The 19,368-nt window shown below is 59.2% G+C and carries 12 protein-coding genes and 1 tRNA gene; 3 read left to right on the top strand and 10 right to left on the bottom strand.

Going from position 1 to position 19,368, the window contains the following annotated elements:
* The first annotated feature begins 153 nt into the window (after window positions 1–153).
* Complete coding sequence (locus AC1AWK_RS06365; RefSeq protein WP_476569080.1) at window positions 154–2,229, top strand: cation:proton antiporter; 2,076 nt, start codon at window positions 154–156, stop codon at window positions 2,227–2,229.
* Between the two features lie 110 nt (window positions 2,230–2,339).
* On the opposite strand, the gene AC1AWK_RS06360 is transcribed toward AC1AWK_RS06365, so the two are convergent.
* The 5 genes from AC1AWK_RS06360 to fbaA all read right to left on the bottom strand — a co-directional run bounded on the left by AC1AWK_RS06360 (window position 2,340) and on the right by fbaA (window position 7,183).
* Complete coding sequence (locus AC1AWK_RS06360; RefSeq protein ID WP_476569078.1) at window positions 2,340–3,065, bottom strand: alpha/beta hydrolase; 726 nt, start codon at window positions 3,063–3,065, stop codon at window positions 2,340–2,342.
* A 99-nt stretch (window positions 3,066–3,164) separates the two neighbouring features.
* Window positions 3,165–3,539 (bottom strand): fluoride efflux transporter FluC, encoded by a 375-nt coding sequence (locus AC1AWK_RS06355; protein ID WP_476569076.1) that lies wholly within the window; start codon window positions 3,537–3,539, stop codon window positions 3,165–3,167.
* Window positions 3,536–4,528 (bottom strand): fluoride efflux transporter FluC, encoded by a 993-nt coding sequence (locus tag AC1AWK_RS06350; protein ID WP_476569074.1) that lies wholly within the window; start codon window positions 4,526–4,528, stop codon window positions 3,536–3,538. The genes AC1AWK_RS06355 and AC1AWK_RS06350 overlap by 4 nt, the downstream gene beginning before the upstream one ends.
* Before the next feature lie 133 nt (window positions 4,529–4,661).
* Window positions 4,662–5,963 (bottom strand): adenylosuccinate synthase, encoded by a 1,302-nt coding sequence (locus AC1AWK_RS06345; protein ID WP_476569072.1) that lies wholly within the window; start codon window positions 5,961–5,963, stop codon window positions 4,662–4,664.
* 134 nt (window positions 5,964–6,097) lie between these two features.
* On the bottom strand, window positions 6,098–7,183 hold the full coding sequence (fbaA, locus tag AC1AWK_RS06340) for a class II fructose-bisphosphate aldolase (RefSeq protein WP_476569070.1): 1,086 nt from the start codon (window positions 7,181–7,183) through the stop codon (window positions 6,098–6,100).
* A gap of 186 nt (window positions 7,184–7,369) precedes the next feature.
* On the opposite strand from fbaA, the gene AC1AWK_RS06335 reads away from it, so the two are divergent.
* Window positions 7,370–11,284, top strand: a complete 3,915-nt coding sequence (locus tag AC1AWK_RS06335) for a bacterial Ig-like domain-containing protein (RefSeq protein ID WP_476569672.1) — start codon at window positions 7,370–7,372, stop codon at window positions 11,282–11,284.
* Between the two features lie 189 nt (window positions 11,285–11,473).
* Window positions 11,474–12,259 (top strand): SDR family NAD(P)-dependent oxidoreductase, encoded by a 786-nt coding sequence (locus AC1AWK_RS06330; protein WP_476569068.1) that lies wholly within the window; start codon window positions 11,474–11,476, stop codon window positions 12,257–12,259.
* Between the two features lie 80 nt (window positions 12,260–12,339).
* On the opposite strand, the gene AC1AWK_RS06325 is transcribed toward AC1AWK_RS06330, so the two are convergent.
* From AC1AWK_RS06325 to AC1AWK_RS06305, 5 genes are all read right to left on the bottom strand, one after another.
* Window positions 12,340–13,701 carry a GNAT family N-acetyltransferase gene (locus AC1AWK_RS06325; protein ID WP_476569066.1) on the bottom strand — a complete coding sequence of 454 codons (1,362 nt, stop codon included), beginning with the start codon at window positions 13,699–13,701 and terminating at the stop codon, window positions 12,340–12,342.
* Between the two features lie 196 nt (window positions 13,702–13,897).
* A tRNA-Gly gene (locus tag AC1AWK_RS06320) sits at window positions 13,898–13,971 on the bottom strand.
* A 72-nt stretch (window positions 13,972–14,043) separates the two neighbouring features.
* Window positions 14,044–14,955, bottom strand: coding sequence for a zinc metalloprotease HtpX (gene htpX / locus AC1AWK_RS06315; RefSeq protein WP_476569064.1), 912 nt, complete (start codon window positions 14,953–14,955; stop codon window positions 14,044–14,046).
* A gap of 227 nt (window positions 14,956–15,182) precedes the next feature.
* A complete protein-coding gene (locus AC1AWK_RS06310) occupies window positions 15,183–16,622 on the bottom strand; it encodes an FAD-dependent oxidoreductase (RefSeq protein WP_476569062.1) in 1,440 nt (479 codons plus the stop codon).
* Window positions 16,623–16,820: 198 nt separating this feature from the next.
* The gene (locus AC1AWK_RS06305) at window positions 16,821–19,067 is read right to left on the bottom strand and encodes a heavy metal translocating P-type ATPase (protein ID WP_476569060.1); all 2,247 of its coding nucleotides are present in this window, start codon (window positions 19,065–19,067) and stop codon (window positions 16,821–16,823) included.
* Window positions 19,068–19,368: the final 301 nt, after the last annotated feature.

The raw sequence follows: 19,368 nt of genomic DNA, 5'->3' as shown, positions 1-19,368 counted from the left end.
CCCCACACCCCCAACCTGTAACTGAGAGTTACAAGTTTCAGCGGCACGGGTACACGACGGATGTGCAGGATTCGCAAGACGCATCTGTGACAGTATGCGGACGACGCAACGTTTCGATACTCTGAAACCATCCACCGATGCGAAGGAGGTTTCGTGGAGGTTTTTCAGCTCGGACTGTACATTATCGGCGCAGTGGTGGTCTCGTCATTCCTCAGCCGTTTCCTACCGAAAATCTCCATGCCGTTGGTGCAAATCGCCTTGGGCGTGATGTTGGCCTATTTGCCTTCGACAGACCATGTGCACCTTGATCCAGGCTTGTTCATGGTACTCTTCATCGCCCCGCTGCTGTATATCGAGGCTCACGACATCGATAAACCAGCGTTGCTCCGCACGTTGAATCTCTCCATGTCGCTGGCAGTGGGTCTGGTGGTTGCCACGATTGCTGCAGTCGGCTTCACTCTGCATGCGATATGGCCCGCCATGACCGTGCCGGCCGCCTGCGCATTGGGCGCGGCGCTCGGTCCCACGGATGCCGTAGCGGTTAGTTCACTCGGCAAGGAGGCCTCGCTCACCGAACGGCAACGCAGCGTGTTGAACGCCGAATCACTATTCAACGATGCTTCTGGTGTCGTCGGCTTCCAATTCGCCATTCTTGCCTCGGTCACCGGAACATTCTCACCGGTGGATGCCACCACACGCTTTGCCGCAACTTTCATAGGCGGGGCGTTGTTCGGCGTAATCGTAGGGTGGCTTGCCAACTGGCTGTTTGAAACCATTCGTTCGCTCGGCTGGGAAACCACCACCACACGCGTGCTCATGGAGCTGTTTCTGCCGTTCATGCTGTATTTAGCTGCGGAAAATCTTATCGGCGTTTCCGGTATTCTTGCCGTAGTGGCAGCCGGACTTATCGTCCGCTTCGACCGGACCGGAGTCGGCCCCAACGTCGCACGCACCAACATCGTGTCCAGCAGCGTGTGGCAGGTGCTGTCGTTCACACTCAACGGTGCGGTGTTCATCCTTCTAGGCCTGTTGTTGCCAGGCGCAATGAGTGCCAGTTGGCATGATCCCCACATCAGCAACACTATGCTGATAAGCGATATTCTGGTCATTTCGGCAGTCGTCATTGCCATGCGATTTCTCTGGGTCACCGGCATGCTGCGCCTTGCCCGCGACCAGCACACACATCAGCGCCGCCGTATGACCCGTGAACGCTGGCGTTCCGCCTTGGTCATGACATTCGGGGGCCCCAAAGGCACCATTACCCTGGCACTGATGCTCACCATCCCGTATGCCATTGATTCCGGCCACGAGTTCCCCATGCGCGATGAGCTGATTTTCGTGGCGTCGGGCGTCATCATCGTGACGTTGATATTGGCCAATTTCTTACTGCCGTTGATCGCGCCCCGCCATCATGACGATGATGCCGCCACGATGGATGCCATCACCATCGAAGTGCTACGCACCACTATCGAAGAATTGGCCAGCCGCATCACCGAGGACAATCGCCGAGCAGTACTGATGGTCATGGATTCCTATACGAAGCGTATAGCGCGGCTGCAGCAACGCATTGGACAAACCGATCCGTATGGTTTGGAGCAGCTGCAAATCGATGCGCTGCATTGGGAAAAGGACTATATCAAGGAATACCGCGACCGACTCAAAGCGCATCCGACGCCGGACGCCACGCAGCAGCAAGTGCAGTTGGAGGCTTGCGAACGCCTGCTTGACCATATTATGAATACACTCCGGCATGCTTCGGGCTCGAAGCGTTCTGGACATACAGTGTCGCAGGTGCGCGGACGATGTCGCGCATTCCAACGGCGTGCCGGCGTTATGCTGCGTCGTGTCAGCGATAAGATTCGCCGTACCGCGCCATTGTTGAGCGAAAGCGATGTGTACGCGGCCGTGCGCGACGTGCAGTTGGCGGCCAACGAGCACGTGATTGCGCAATTGCATAACGAACTGTCCGGCACTACCTATAACACCGAGCATTGTTCGGCACTGTTGCTGGATTACCGTCGAGCGGATGCGGTGCTGCGCGCCCGACCGACTGCGGGCGGCAGCGCGAAGGCAATGGTGCAGGCCGAAGAGGTGAAGCGGGAAAGCTATGCCATTGAGCTTGGCGTCGTGCGCGATATGGTGGAGGCCGGTGACATCACCCGAGCACAGGCTCGCACGCTGCGGCGCAATATCTATGTGATGAGCGTGGATGCCGACGCCAGCCTGTAAGCCGAATACGGCAAGAGTATCACGCCAACCAGCTCGACGGCTTGGTATCCCGACTGTAAAACCGGTGACCGCATGGCCACAGCCCCACAGCGCGCCCCGGCCATCCTGGCTTACAGCACTCCGGAAGAAATATTGTTATCCGCCAGCCATTGGCGCAAATCACTGAACTCGCTCAGGCTCACCGCATGGTCGAGCTTCGGATACGACTTACATTTGAGCCATGTATGCTCTTCCAGCCAGGCGGCCGCACCGAACAACTCGTATTTGGGAATAACGGCGTCATCGTCACCGTAGCCAAAGAATACGGGCACGTTCAACGCGGAAAGCTCCTCGTCCGCAGGCGCACTGCCGGGCACATCTCCATGCGCAACAAAGCCGGAGAGCACCACCGCCGCGCGGTACCGTTGCGGATTGAGGCGCAGCAGATGGCTTGCGAGCAAACCGCCTTGGGAGAATCCGATAGGCACCAGCTCTCGGTCCGCGCAAATATGCTGCTCGATCCAACGCACTACCGCGCTGGCTGCGGCGAACGCGTCACGGTCCAAATCTTCTCCAGCTGGCACCGCATCGTGGAACCACGAGTATGCTCCCGGGGCAAGCACCAGCGGCGCACGTAGCGACACATAATCATTGTATGGCGCAACGTAACGCATCATATCGACCAAATCATCCTCATTGGAGCCCCAACCATGCAGGCATACAAACATAGGACGATTCGGCGCGGCATTCCCCTCCTGTCGGGACCATCGCACATGTTCCACGGTTAACGGCTCTCCGAAACGCCCGGGAACCGCCGACGACTCACGCCCAATCATGGATTCGTCCGTCTGCGACATGCTTGGCCTCCTTGACTTGCACCTGTCATGCCACTTCATTGTAAAACAAACCGCACCAGTCCAGCGCGACTTGGGGCGACAATGTTTACGCCTCCCGGCTTATCGACCGAGCGAACCAACCCACCAGCCGGCGAGCACGCAAAACATCGGCAGCACCATCGTCATCAACATATAGAGCAGCGACATGACGATACGTTTGTCGCGCATCAGCGCAACAGATTCGCTAATCGCCGTAGAGAACGTGGAGAATCCTCCAAGGAAACCGGTGACAAACAGGAGGTACGGCACGTCACCGACGGCGCCATGCGCATACGCCGAAGCTGCGACGCCGGCGCAGAACGTGGCAATGACGTTAATCACCATGGTGGAAAGCGGGAATGCTTTGTCCCACCAACGTTGAATCGACGTATTCAACACAAAACGAGACACTGCGCCCAAACCACCACACAGGCATACCAGCAGCACTACCATCACCGCACCTCCCCACTGGCGGGATCGGCAACCACAGGAATTTCATCCGTGGCCGCCGTAGGTTCAAACGCAGGCAACGACGCCATCGCCGACCTCTCGGATGCAACCTCCAACGTCACCTCACCATGCGCTCCCGCGCGCACGCCAGCCTTACTCACCAGCGCACTCACCGGAGCAGCAGGCGGCATATCGCCCCCTTGGTCATCAAGCTGTACTTGGATCACCGAACGTGCCGCGCGGTCAGCCGCCACCGATGTCGCCGCACGCATACCAATCCACGCCAATATGCCACCACACACGAAACTACCCAAGGTATATGTGACCACTCCGGCATACTGCCCATGTTGCAAGGCGCTGATATTCTCCACAACCATTGCCGACAACGTTGACAAACCGCCGCAAAATCCCATGCCAACGCCGTGACTCGTCACCTCACGCACACGCTTGCGCAGCCAGGACGCCTGCGACATATACGCCGATAGGTAGGCATACAACAAACATGCCACCATATTGACCACAAACGTTGCACCATGCAGCGCCGAGGGGAATGAACCATCCTGATGGGGAGCAGGCCACAACAGCGACGTGCCATACCGCAGGCCCGTACCCAAACAGCCGCCCACAAACACCACCGCATACAGCACGGCATCCGCCAACGGATTGAACCGTGCCTGCACACGCTTTAACGGCGCCAACGGAATAGATGGAGGCTCCGGGTCGGCCGCGGCACCGGTAGGATGCACGACCGGCTCAGCTACCGCAGTCAACAATTCCATCGTGCTGGCAGGAGGCTCAGCCGCATCCGGATGCGACGACGCAGAACGAGTCTGTACGTCAGCGGCCGCGGCAGCATCGGCGGCCATATCGTCGTCGACATCAAGTGGCACAAATGGCACGGCATGCAACTCCACCGGCTTCAGCTCCGGAATACTGGGCCTCATCGGCACTACAGGCTCGCCATTCGCCTCCGATCCCACGACTTCTTCCCGCATCGGGTTCACCCTCCGTACTCACTACCACGACAAAAGCGGCGGTGTATGACCGCCGCCAACACCCTATCAGATGTCCACCCAAGCCAGCGCAACCGAATCCGCCCCTCAATATGCGGGCCAATTCGAACCGCGATCAGTCAATCAGCGAATGCACCGAAATGACATGATCGCGCTGCGGACCAGTACCGATCAGCGAAATCCGGCATCCGGACAGCTCCTCCAACCGCTTGACGTAGTTTTGCGTCGCCTGTGGCAGATCGGCAAAGTCGTGAATCTGGGAGATGTCCTCCGACCAACCCGGCATAGTTTCGTACACCGGCTTCGCCGCAGCGAATGCCGCCTGATCGCACGGCATATCGTCATAGCGCGTATGCGTGCCGTCCAGGTTCTGCACATCATACGCCACGCAAATCGGAATCTCACGCAAGCCCGTGAGCACATCCAACTTGGTCAGCACAATATCCGTTAAACCGTTCACCTGCACCGCATACCGGCTCACCACAGCATCGAACCAGCCGCAACGGCGGGGCCGCCCGGTGGTCACGCCATACTCATGGCCCTGCTGGCGCAGCCATTCGCCGCTCTCATCGAACAGTTCCGTAGGGAACTGTCCCTCGCCCACGCGGGTCACATACGCCTTGGATACGCCGATCACGCGGGAAATCTTCGTCGGCCCGACGCCCGTGCCCGTGCACGCGCCGCCGGCAGTCGGATTCGAGGATGTCACGAACGGATACGTGCCGTGATCGACATCCAGCATGGTAGCCTGTCCGCCTTCAAACAGTACGGTCTTGCCGGCATCCAACGCCTTGTTCAGCACCAATCCGGTATTCGCCACATACGGTTTGAGCCGCTCACCCAATGCCAGCAGTTCGTCAGTGATCTGATCCACATCAATCGCACGGCGGTTATACAGCTTGACCAGCATCTGGTTCTTCTGGTGCAGGCTCGCCTCGACCTTATCATGCACATGCTCCGCGTTGAACAAATCGTGCACGCGGATGCCCACACGATTGATCTTGTCCGCATACGCCGGACCAATGCCGCGACCGGTAGTGCCGATCTTGCGCTTACCCAGGAAACGCTCCGTCACCTTATCGATCACTCGATGATACGGCGCAATGATATGGGCACTCTCGCTCACCAGCAGCCGAGAACAATCCACGCCGCGCGACTGTAGGCCATCGATTTCCTCGAACAACACTTCCGGATCGACTACCACGCCGTTGCCGATAACCGGCGTCACATTCGGGCTGATGATACCGCTGGGCAGCAAGTGCAACGCATACGATTCATCTCCGACCACCACAGTATGCCCGGCGTTGTTGCCGCCGTTGAACCGAGCGACATAATCGACCTTCGAGCCGATAAGATCCGTCGCCTTGCCCTTACCTTCGTCGCCCCACTGAGCGCCGATCAACACGATTCCTGGCATAGTATGCACCTCCAGCACCGCGCCGCCCGCGCGTCACATTCGGTGGTATAAACGGCGCAATTCCAACATCAGAAGAGTACCCCGAGCCCTCTACCGCAGCTACCGACGACCAGCAGGACGCCCCCATCCTGCGACTATTTCAGGGCACGCCCCGCCGACCCCAACTGCTGGCATGCCTGCACCACGCGCCGGGCCATCGCATCCTCCGCCTCACGCCCCCACGAACGCGGATCGTACATGTGTTTGTCCCCCACTTCGCCATCCACCTTCAACACGGCGTCGTAATTCTCGAACATGTGCCCGGCGATCGCGCGGGAAAAAGCGTACTGCGTATCCGTGTCGATGTTCATCTTCACCACGCCATGGGAAACCGCCTCGGCAATCTCCTGCGGCGTCGAGCCCGAACCACCGTGGAACACCAAGGCAAACGGCTTGTCTGCCGGAACATCGTCCGTACCGGTCATTCCGACGACATCGCCTGCCGTCGAAAGCCGGCCATCATCCACCGCTTGCGCCACCTCACGCTGGATATCGCCCAACAACGACGGCCTGAGCTTCACCACTCCCGGCTTGTACGCGCCATGCACATTGCCGAAAGTAAACGCCGCCATATACCGGCCACGCTCCCCCAAACCAAGGCGACGCGCCACCTCCAAGCCATCCTGCGGCGTGGAATACAACCGCTCATCGATGGCGGCACCGTGTCCGTCCTCCTCGCCACCAACCGCGCCGACCTCAATCTCCAAAATCGTATGCGCAGCCACCGAACGCTCCAACAACTCCTCGGCGATGTCCAGATTCTGCGACAATGCAATCCCCGAGCCATCCCACATATGCGACTGGAACAGCGGTTCGTTGCCCCGAGCCACCTGCTCGGCCTCACGCTCCAACAATGGCCGCACCCATTCATCGAGATACTGCTTGGCGCAATGATCCGTATGCAGCGCCACCGTCACGTTTGGATACTGTGCAGCCACTTCATGCGCGAACGCGGCGAACGCCATCGAACCCACCACACGGTCACGTAACGCCTGCCCGGAGAAATACGCCGAGCCGCCGACGGACACCTGGATGATGCCATCGGATTGCGCTTCGGCAAACCCTTGCAGCGCTGCGTTCAGCGTCTGCGAACTCGTCACATTGATGGCGGGGTATGCGTAACCCCCGCGGCGCGCGGCATCCAGCATTTCGGCATAGCGTTCAGGGGTTGCAATAGTCATACTTCCATTATCCGCCAACCAAGCTGACAATGCGTCATTATCGTTGTGAGATGCACCACGAAACCCCGGCACATATGGCGGCGCCCGGCAATAGTTTTACCCGGCTGCCTGTATCGTAGGACGCGGGTGTCGTCACCGAGGACGGCACTTGAGGGAACACACAAGAAAAGGGGCACCGTCGTGACAATGCTGTCATTATGTTGCAAAAAATTCGCAGGATGCGCGGTAACAGCTGCCACATTGCTTACCGTAGGCGTTACCGCCACTCCCGGTTTCGTCAATGAAAGCACGCCAGGCGCATCCGATACGGCGACCATTCAGCATCCGTATTACGTGGACTGCTCGCGCGAGGCAAACGGAGATGGCTCCGAAGCCTCACCGCTCAACTCACTTGCCGCAGCCAACGGCATCACGCTGCAACCCGGCGATGGCATCTTGTTCAAAGCCGGCACCACGTGCTCGGCGCAAGTGCAGGACGTTGACGGCCAGCAGGTCAAGGCCGGTCTGCGCGTGGTCAACGCGAAAGGCACCGCCGAAGCGCCCATCACCATCGGCACGTACGGCACAGGAGCGGCGCCGGTAATCGCCGGCAATGGCGTAAGCGAAACCGTACTGCTGAAAAACTCCGAATACATCACCGTGCAAGGTCTTGAAGTAACCAATACGGATAGCGATAGCGCACAACGCGGCAAATATATGCGCCGCGGCATCGTACTCATGAACGACAATGCGGGAGTGCTCCACCACATCACCGTTACCGGCAACACCATTCACGACATTTACGGCGCTCCGGAGAAGGATCTGGGCGGTTCAGGCGGCATCCAAATGGAAACCTACGGACAGTCCATTCCGACAGTAGGTCCGGATAAAACAAAGGCCAACGTCACTTCGGACGCCAGCCGACCGGGCAAAACCGTCTCGTACTTCGACGACGTAAGCATCACCGACAACACGCTGACCAACGTGCAGCGCTCCGGCATCAACATGTCCACCGATTGGCGCTGCCGCGAAGACGTCAGCTGGGATTGTCCCGCCCCGCATGATGCGAACAGTTGGACGCCCAACAAGAACGTGTACATCGCACGTAACTCCCTGCGTCACATCGGCGGCGACGGTATCGTGATCCAAATGTCCGACGGCGCGGTGGTCGAAGGCAACTACGTGTATTCCGCCGCGGAACAAGCCTCGGCGGGTTCCAATGCCGCAATCTGGAATTGGAACGCCGACAACACCTTGTTCCAGTACAACGAAGTCGCCAATACACAGCGAGCAAGCAGCAACAATGACGGCACGGCCTGGGACTACGATTACGGCACACGCAACACGGTTTTCCAATACAACTACAGCCACGACAACGCCGGCGGCTCGCTCTTGGTATGCAACTGCTCAGGCCCCACTGCCATGACCGCGGGAGCAACCTTCCGATACAACCTGTCCATCAACGACGGCGTCGCTTCGGAACCGTTGGACTTCAACCAGGACACGCACCGCTCCATGTTCATGGCCAACGTAACCGACATGAACTTCTACAACAACACGTTCATCATGCCCAAGACGCAAAGCATGCAATTCAGCACGAACGGCGGTGCGGCATCCATCACGTTCGCCAACAATCTCATCATCGCGCAAGGCACGGTTGCGGACGAAAACGCTTCGCTGGAAACCCCGACACGGCACATGGTGTATGTGAACAATGTGTTCGTCGGCTCCGACGACAATGCACACAACTGGCCGCTGGGAGAAGCCAGCCAAGGCAATCAGGTCGTTGGACTCAACAAATATCTAGCCGACAGCGGCCTGAACCTCGACGCGGTCAGCAACGGTGATTTGTCCTCATTGAACATGGTCAACCCGTATACCAACGGAAAAGGACGAGCCTTTGCCTCCGAAGGACTGCCCTTCGAGCTCAACAACGTCCATCTGAACGACGGCGCGAACACTACCAAGGGATTCCCCACCTCGTTCGACAGTGCAACCCACGCGTACGGTCAGCAAAATCCGGTGCCCAGCTGGTCCGCCCCGGATGTCGGCGCGTTCCAAAAAGCTGACGTGAATACGGGCAAGCCTGGGATCGCCGAATTGGCGGGCCGCAGCGGTACAACAGTAACCGTCCCGGGCAATCGCACCATCGCCATAACCTCCACCACGCCGCAAGGCACCCAACTGGGCGTGAGCATCGATAATCAGCGCGGCTACATGCAGACCACCGACCTGACAGGTGGCACATCCACCTTGTATGTGCGCACGGGGTCGGACACGTCAAGCCTACGCCTTGACAATTTGGGCGATGGCACCATCACCGGCATCAGTTTCGCCACCGTCAATGACGTGATGCGTGATGGCTCATTCGAATCGGCGTCCTCTTCCAACGGCTCCAAGAAATCCGCATCGCCTTGGACCATGGGCAGCCCTGACAATACGCTGAACTGGGATACGAATAATGGCGAAAAGGTTGCCTATAACCCACGTTCCAGTACCACCGGCGTTGTCTCCGGTGCCTACGCGGCGGAACTCGGTACCATCAGCGATCCCTTCAAGAACGCCACCATTAACCAGCGCACACTACCGGCGCAACCGGGCAAAACCTATCGCATCGGCTTGTGGGCCACGCTGGGCAAGAGCGGCGACGCTAGCCCGTCGAAGCTGCAAGTCACCGTCAAGGCACACCCAGCCGCACTCGGCGCAGGCGGATCGTTCAGCCAGTACACCAAAACCGTATTGAACGACTCAACCACCACTGCAGACACCACCGGAGGCCGCGTGTACTATACCGGCACCTTCGTCGTGCCTCTTGACGTCGATCCCGCCTGCGCGCTCTGGGTTGCCATCGGACAGCCGAATCTGACCGCCGATGCCACCGCCGCCATCGATAACGTGACATTGGTGCAGGTGGAAAGCGCCACCAGCAACGTGAAGAGCCTCGCCATCACCACGACGCCACAGCGCACGGTATATGGCACCAACGAGCGCCTCGACGAGACCGGCCTCACCGTCACGGCAACGTACACTGATGGCTCCGCCCGCGCGCTGACCTCGGGCGAATACACCACCGGCACCGTCGATATGAGCACTCCCGGTCTGAAACACGTGCCGATAATGCTCAACTCCGATCCCAACATCACGGCCACCCTCTACGTGAGAGTGATCGACAACATTGCCACACAAGCCACCGCGACCGCGTCGGCAATTCAACATAATTATGGTGATATGCCAGCATCCAACAGCAACGACGGACTGCTGTCCACCTCATGGTCGAACTGGGATGCCGGCGATACTGACGCCTGGCTGAGCTATACCTTCGACACCGCGCGGCAACTAGGCGGCGTCGTCATGTATCCAGATGCCAAGAACGAAGCCGTGCCGTCCCGATACACGGTGCAATATCAAAACAGCGACGGCACATGGGCGGACACCGACCTCGTTGGCGTGCCGGTCGGATCATCAGCGACGGCGGACGCGTCCAGCGGAACCAGTCGAGTCTCACAATCCGCGCAACCATCAGTATTCGTGGATCTCAGCGGCATCCCGGCCACAACCGGCCTCAAACTACGCCTCACGCAGACCGGCAACGACGGAATATCACCCTACCCGTATTCCAAGGTTGGTGAAGTCATCATCACCGATGCGATACCCGCCGCTACGGCTCTGACCATCACCTCAGGACCAGCCAAAACCTCCTACCAGGTCGGTGAAGCATTTGATGGCAGCGGGCTCGCCCTGACGGTGACATTTGCCGACAATGCCACCATCCCCCTCAACGCAGATCAGTACACGGTGTCCGGCTTCGACTCGTCCAAGGCCGGAACCAACACCATTACCGTGGCATACGCCGACAATCCCAATATCACCGCCCAATTTACGGTGAATATCACGGGAGACACCCCACCGACGCCGCCCAGCTCAGGCGACCAGACCCCAGGCAACCCCAATATCCCTCCGTCCGACTCGACCACCAAACCGGAATCGGGCGACGCCAGCGGCAGCAAGCACACGATTCCACAAGCTGGCTCAAACGTGCACTCCCTTATGATGGCCGCAGCGATAGTGATGATCGCCGGCGCCACAATGATGCTCACGCGACGAGCACGCCACGACCGATAACGCTGACGGCTCGCAACAGCCACGGCATATAGCAATTGCGGGGTGCGTCACGTTCGGCGCACCCCGCAATTATGTGCTCATCTGCGTACGGAATGCGACTATTGGCGCAGCAAAATGCGGTTCTCGCCACCCCTCCGGCTGTCACAGGCGTACAGTGGAATCAACACATCTACAACGGCGGGAGGACGCATGGCATACGCAGTGGTTACCGGAGCTTCGGGCGGCATCGGGCGAGAGTTGGCGGCGCTACTGGCCGCCGACGGCTACAATCTCGTGCTCACCGCGCGTTCGCGTGACAAGCTGGAGGCGATACGCGAGCGCCTTACCGCACGATATGGCGTCGATGTTGCGGTAATCACGCTGGATTTGAGCGAATCGGACGCCGCAGCGGCCTTGCATGAGGCCACTACGAGACGCGGATATGATGTGCGCATCTTGGTCAATAACGCGGGCTTTGCCGACTGGAATGGTTTTCTCGACGCCGATTGGCGGCGTCAACGCGAGCTGCTGCAGGTCAATATGGCGGCGTTGGCGGAGTTGGCCTACCGTTATGGCCGGGATATGCGACAGGCCGGCTGCGGGCGCATCCTCAATATTGCGTCGGTAGCGGCGAGCATGGCTGGCCCGTATATGGCCACATATTTCGCGTCCAAAGCGTTCGTGCGCTCGTTCAGCGAGGCGCTGTCGTATGAATTGCGCGCAACGGGAGTGACCGTCACCGCCGTATGCCCTGGACCTACCTCCACTGGTTTCGCCTCGGCGGCACACATGTCAGGGCGGAATTTCTTCACTATGACCAAGCCGGCGAGTGCCCGGCAGCTTGCCCGTTTCGCCTATCGCCGCATGATGTCGGGCAAGGTGCTGGCCTATCATGGGCCGCTGGCTTGGGCAGGCGCTGCCGCCGAACGGTTGGTGCCGCGGGCGGTTACTCGACGAGTGGCGGCGGTGATGAGCGGCGGCAACCCCCATCGTTAAGTTGCACCGCCCCCGAGCCGACGTAGTCGAACTACCGCAGTTCGCCTCTACCATCCACACTGTGGTTCACGACTGCGGTGTTACTGCGGTTTCACCGCCAGAGTCGCCCAATATGAGGGAATGCCGAGTTCGTGCAGTCGTCCTGTGCCGTTGGTGTCCTCGTAGAGGTCCATGATCTGCAATCCCGCCTGCAGCTGGCCGCGCAACTGTTCTTCGGCCGTGTGGGAGAATTGCATGCCGCAATCCTGCTCTTCCAACTGCTGCCGCTGTTGGGCGTCGCGCAACGGGTTGAACGGAAGATGGTTCACCACCTGTGCTTCGTTTTCGTCGACGATATAGTTCACGCCATTATCCAGCCCGGCGATAAGCCTGCCGCCCGAGCGAAGTACGCGGAAGCATTCACGCCATACCGGAAGCACCTCTTCGATATAGCAATTCGACACAGGGTGCACGATAAGATCGAAGCTTTCGTCCGCAAACGGCAGCGGCTTCGACATGTCCGCGCGAACCACGGTCACGTCATAGCCTTCGCGTGCGGCAACCTTACGTTCCGCCTCCAACTGCGCCGGCGTGTAATCCAACACCGTGCACTGTGCTCCGGCGGCGGTAAGAATCGGCATCTGCTGGCCGCCGCCCGACGCCAACCCCAATACGCGGCAGCCTTGCAACGGGGGAAACCAGGAGGCCGGCACCGGTTTGGTCGGCGTGAGTTGAATGGTCCATTCACCCTGCTGCGCACGCATAAATGTCTCATGGTCAACGGGCACGCCCCACTCCCAGCCGTCCTCGATCCACGACGTAATCACACGCGCGTTGACATCTTGATAGGACTCGCCGCCCCCAGCGGATTGAGCGTCCCCGGCCGTTTCGGCGGCACCGGCTGCGGACGTCGACTCCCGCGAGCTCCCCTGCCAATCCTCGCACGTGAGCAACGACACGTGATCCGTACGATGTTCGCCCAGCAGCGGCACGTCGACGTCATGGGTCGTGTGATGATAGCGAAAGCCCAGCTTGCGTTGTACGCGGGCCGATTTGGTGTTGCCCTCGTAATATGCGCACCATACGGCTCGCATCCCCAAGTCGGTGAACGCATAATCCAACAATGCCGTCGCAGCCTCGGGAATAATCCCGCGCCCCCAAAACGGCTTGCCAACCCAATAGCCAAGCTCACATTCATCGGCCCGATCCGTCAAATCCGTCGCCGAACCCGTCGACAACCCAATGCTGCCAATCGGCTCGCCCGTTTTCTTCCACACCACCGCGTAGGTTTGCGGAGCCGACAGCACGTTGGCAATAACATTGCGGCTATCATCCACACTGGTGTGCGCCGGCCATCCCGCGGCCGGGCCGACCTCAGGCGCACTCGCATACCGATACAACGCTTCCGCATCCTGTTCATCCCATGCTCGCAGCAGCAGCCGCTCCGTTTCCATAACCGCCATTGCCCCCTCCATTAGTCTCCTCCATTGCGCCCATGCATTGCTTTGCTTAAGTTGGACACACCACTATAGCAACTATAGTACTTGACTGGGCTTGCCACGTTTTTCGAGAAAGACCGCATACCCATCCAGAACCGTTGGGATGAGTGGTTTTGAATGTGTTGAGTGGCTGGAACTTGCAATCCCAGCACTGGGCGAGTGGAGCGGATGACGGGAGTCGAACCCGCCTTTAAAGCTTGGGAAGCTTTCGTTCTACCGATGAACTACATCCGCAGGGCTTGAACACAACGCATGCCGCGATGTGCAAACGCCGTTAGTCAGTGTACCATGAACTTGCCGACGACACTAACGTTGCTGCCACACGGTGACGCCGCGCATCTCCTGAGCCATCTGCATCAGCCGAGCCACGCGCTCTTCGGTAGGCGGATGAGTGGAGAACAGACGCGACACATCGCCGCCCTTAAACGGGTTGGCGATCATCATAGCCGCGGCAGATTCCACACCCGCCGATTGCGCCATGGGCGTCGCCTGCACGCCGTTGGTGATCTTGCACAAAGCCGAAGCCAAGGCTTCTGGATCGCCGGTCAGGCGGCTGCCGTCTTCGTCCGCATCAAACTCACGCGTCCGCGAGATCGCCATCTGAATCAACGCCGAACCGATGGGCGCGAGAATCACCATGAGCAGCGTGCCGACCGCCCCCAGCGCATCGCCGTCACGCCGGTCGCGCCCTCCGCCGAAATACATCAGCGAATAGCCTAAATACGTAATCACCGTGGCCATGGCTGAAGCCACCGCAGACGTGAGAATATCGCGGTTGTACACGTGCATCAGCTCATGCCCCAGCACGCCGCGCACTTCCCGCTCGTTCAGCATCTGCAACAATCCTTGCGTGCAGCATACGGCGGCATGACGCTCGTTGCGCCCGGTGGCGAACGCATTGGGGCTTTCGGTTGGGGCAATATAAATGCGTGGCATGGGCTTCCCGGCCTTGGCAGACAGCTCCCGCACGATGCGATACAACACCGGCGCTTGGGTTTCGCTCACTTCTTGCGCCCGCATGGAAGCGATGGCTATCTTGTCGGAGAACCAATAGCTGAAGAAGGTACCCGCCAAGCCAATGAGCACGAACACACCCAACGTGCCCTGCCGTGCGCCGGTCAGCCACCATATGGCCAACAGCACTGCCCACAGCAAGGCGAACAACGCGGCTGTTTTCAACCCGTTGCAATGGCCGTGTACGCGAAAATCGGTGTGCATGTAGTGAAGCCTAAACTGCCGAGCTGGGCGTTGGCTGTATGAGCACTTGACGAATTATGCGATGCTGGCGACACCGATGAAGCCACTTGCCGCGCAACAGCCTTTGCCCTACGAATATCAAGAGAAATCCACATGAATCTCAAGAACCATTCGCCCCACTACACCAAACGCGGAGAGCGGGGACATTCCCCACTCTCCGCGCACAGCGAAACGCAGCGATAGCCTATTTATGCATGGGCCAAGGCGCGCATCTGCTCAGGGTCGATGACCTTCTTATGCTCGCGGCCTTCCTTCGCGCCCTCCGCGCGTTCAAACGCATCGATCTTCTTCCAACCAGCAAAGTCAATCGGCTTGACACCACGCGATTCGAGCAGCCGGTCAATAGACTGCGGGTCACGATCCCCAGCCAGGCGACCATTGCAGCCAGCCTGCGCCAAATCCTGCAGCATATTCGTCACGATGAGCAGCGCATCCGACTTCGTCGAACCAATCAGACCCACCGGTCCGCGCTTGGCCCAACCGGTGGCATACAGGCGCTGGCGCACCGTGCCACGCTCGGCGCTGGTCACAATGCGGCCGTCCTCGTTGGCCAAATGCGCGCCCTTGTCGTCGTAGGCAATGCCAGGCGCCTCGGCAGGCTGATAGCCAATCGCGTGATACACGGCCTGCACGGGATACTCGTCGTATTCGCCGGTACGCTTCATGCGGCCATCGGCGCTGGTTTGCGTGCGCTCCACGCGCAGCCCCGTCACCTTGCCGTCTTCGCCCAACACTCCGACGGGCGCGGCGTTGAAGTGAATATAGTACTTGCGGTCGGCGGGATTGCCCTCATAATCCACGTCGCCGTCATCTTCCATATCCAGCGCCATCTCACGAATGGCGAACAGCTCTTCCACCATCTGGCGCGTGAGCTTGTCCTTGCTGGCTTCCTCGACCGTGTCTTCGTCCAAATCGAAATCGTCTTCGTTGATGATGAGCTGCACACCGGGCAGCTTTTCCATCTCGCGCAATTCCTGCACGCTGAACTTCGCCTGGGCGACGCCGCGACGGATGAACAAATGCAGTTCCTTGGCCTGATTCGCTGCGATTCCTTCATACACGTTGTCCGGAATGTCGGTGTGGGCCTTGAGATCGTCGGCATTGCGCATCAGCTCGCGCGCCACGTCCATGGCCACATTGCCACCGCCGATTACCGCCACTGACTCGGCCTCCAACGGCCATGTGCGAGCGCCCGTAGGATATCCGTCATACCATTCGACGAAACGAGCGGCGCCATACACACCGTCCAAATCAGCGCCAGGCAATTCCAACGGCTTATCCTTCACCGCGCCCGTGGCGAACAGCACGGCGTCGTAGCGTTCCAGCAGCTCGTCAAGGGTCACGTCCTTGCCGAATTCCACATCGCAGTAGAGGTGGATGTCCGGGTTGTCCAACGTTTTCTCCAGCGCGTCCGCGATGAACTTAATGCTGGGATGATCGGGGGCCACGCCGTAACGCACCAAACCGAAAGGCACCGGCAGCTTTTCGAACACGTCGATACGCGCCGACGTACCCAACCCAAGTTCCTCACCGGTTTTGCGCAGTTGACGCAGGAAAATATCAGAGGAGTAGACGCCAGCGGGGCCGGCGCCGATAACAGCGATACGAAGTTCATTATGCTCAGTCACCCGTCCAGACTAGCGCAACACAAGGAACGAGGCTAGACCTTGACACATGCAAGGGGCGGCGCGAGGCGGAATATTCCCACCTCGCGCCGCCCTTGTGGTGGAACGTGACAAACGGAGTGATGCAACGCGCCCGCGCAGCTCGACAACGCCATATCGTCAGTCTCACGCTCCGTCCCGCGCAGCCGCGCACGCCGAAGACTAATCGCGGTCAAACACCGCAGTCAACGCCCACAGAATGCTGACCACATCAATCAACTCCTGGATGAACGCACCCACCACCACTGGGATGAGATTGAACGCGGCCGCCAACATGCCGATGATGGCCAAGGCCAAGCCAACGACAACCGCCTGCAGCATAACCCGCTTGGTGCGCCGCGAAATCGACACCGCAGTGGGCACGGCGCTGATGTCGTCGTTCATGATGACGACCTGCGCCGATTCGGAGGCCGCGGTGGAAGTACCGTCGGTAATGGCCATGCCAATATCCGCGGCGGCAAGCACGGGAGCGTCATTGACGCCGTCGCCAACCATCATGGTGACGGAATGCCGGCGGTTTTCACCTGTAAGCTTCTGCATGGCGACATCCCACCAAGGCTGCTTGCCAGGCTTGATCAGCGACGCGTTTTTAATGGCGGCGACCTTGCCCTCCGGGAAGAGTTCGGCATACACGTTGTCAATGCCGACTTCATCGGCGATGATCCGCGCAGAAGCTTCCTTGTCGCCCGTGAGCATCGTCAGTCGCGTGATGCCCAGTTCGCGCAGTTTCGCCAACGACGATGCGGCATTGGCTCGCGGCACGTCCTTAAGCACGATGCGTGCGGCGAGCGTGCCGTCAATAGCGACATAGGTGGCCATCTCATCAGCCGCACGTTCGGGGAACAGCCCTTGCGGCACTTTGACTCCCTCTTCGTTCATAACGAACGCATATCGACCGACACGCACCTGACGACCGTCCACTTCTCCGCTAACGCCCCTGCCGGCATCTTCGTGAATATGGGCGACAACGGGATACTGCTTGCCCAATGCGCCTGCGGCATGACCATACCCAAGCCGCTCTGCGGCTTCCGCACCCGCGGCAGCAATACCTTGCGCCAAAATGTGTACGGAATACGCTTCGACGATACCGGCCAATCGCAAAATCTCATCCGACTGCGAGCTATTCGCCGCCGCATGTCCTGCATCACCGCCACCAGGCACGTCCACACGCACCACACGAGGTTTCTTCACTGTGAGTGTGCCGGTTTTATCAAAGAAAATATGGGAGACCCGTCCCAGATTTTCCAACACTTCCTGTGATTTAATCAGTATGCCGGCCTTGGCCAGACGACTGGTGCCCGCGATGTAAGCAACCGGAGCGGCAATCAGCAGCGGACAGGGAGTGGCCAGTACCAGCACTTGGGCAAAACGCAGCGGCACCCCGGAAAGCGTCCACGCGACGCAAGCGATGATGAAGGCAATCACCGTGAACGGCACGGCCAGCAAATCAGCGGTGCGCACCACAGCGGCGCGCGAGTTTTGCGCCGAAGCCACCAATGCCAAAATCCTCTGGTATTGCGAATCGCGGGCAAGCTGCGTGGAGCGCATGGTAAGCGCCGCCGAACCATTGATAGCGCCGGACATAACGCGACCACCAGCGAAAATCTCCCGCGGAACCGGCTCGCCGTTGATATTGCTCAAATCCAATGTTGCCGAACCAGACAGCAGCTCGCCGTCAACTGGCACGGTTTCCCCCGGCAGCACCACCAGTACGTCGCCCAGCTTGACCTCATCGACGGGAATCGTGCGAAAATGGCCAGCGGTGGGGTTGGATGCAAGTTTGGAAACGTTCTGCGCCAACGCGGCGACAGCAGCCTGCTCGGCTCCTTCGATACCTTCGCCGCGGTCGACACGTCCCCCCGCATCGCCGGCACCTTGCGCCGTCTCTGTCTGTATGCCACCGTCAGACACCGCGCCGGCATCAGCGGGTCGGAATCCATCCTCAGTTTTGCCGGCGCCCTCAGGAGCGCCCATACTTTCCAGCTTCGGCCCCACACCAGGCAGCGTCGCCACATGCGCCACCTGCGGCGCCGCGCTCATCAACGCCGTCAAGCTATGCTCAGCCTTCGCCTGCGCGTATTCCTCAATGGCTTCGCCGGAATAAATCATGAGCATAACCGCCCAGCTCGCCCAAAATTCCTGTACTGCAACAGTAGACAGGATGGCTACCACAGCGAGAATATCCACACCGACATGACCGTTGCGAATGTCATCGATCATGCCACGCAACGTGTCGATAACGGTGTAAATAACAAACACCACCACCAACAGTTCGCCCAAACCCGGATCAAATGGCCAATCAAGCTGGCCCCACGGACGGTATTGTCCCCACACAGCAAGCGGGAACGCGAGAATAATAACCACGGGCAGCAGCGGCACCCGCCTACAAAGGTCGATGATACGATTCATCGAAACTCCTTACGCTCGTACACGGACCGTCGGCGAACACACGACGGTGATGCATTCACGCCTTGTTAACCCATCGACGAATGCTTCGCGATACACGGCGTAAAGATTGACATATTCAGTTATTGATGGCGCGTAACTCCGAACAGGAGAACGCAAACATGTGGTAACAGTATCACGTATACCGGTGACAAAACATAAGACATTACACGCCGACATGTTGCCATGCGGCATTGCCCAGCGCCCATTTGTTGCGATATTCAGCCAAGACCAGCTCTATGCTCACATTAAGCCCATATTGATT

The sequence above is a fragment of the Bifidobacterium sp. LH_491 genome (assembly GCF_056356495.1).
This window is presented reverse-complemented; position numbering and strand designations above follow the sequence as displayed.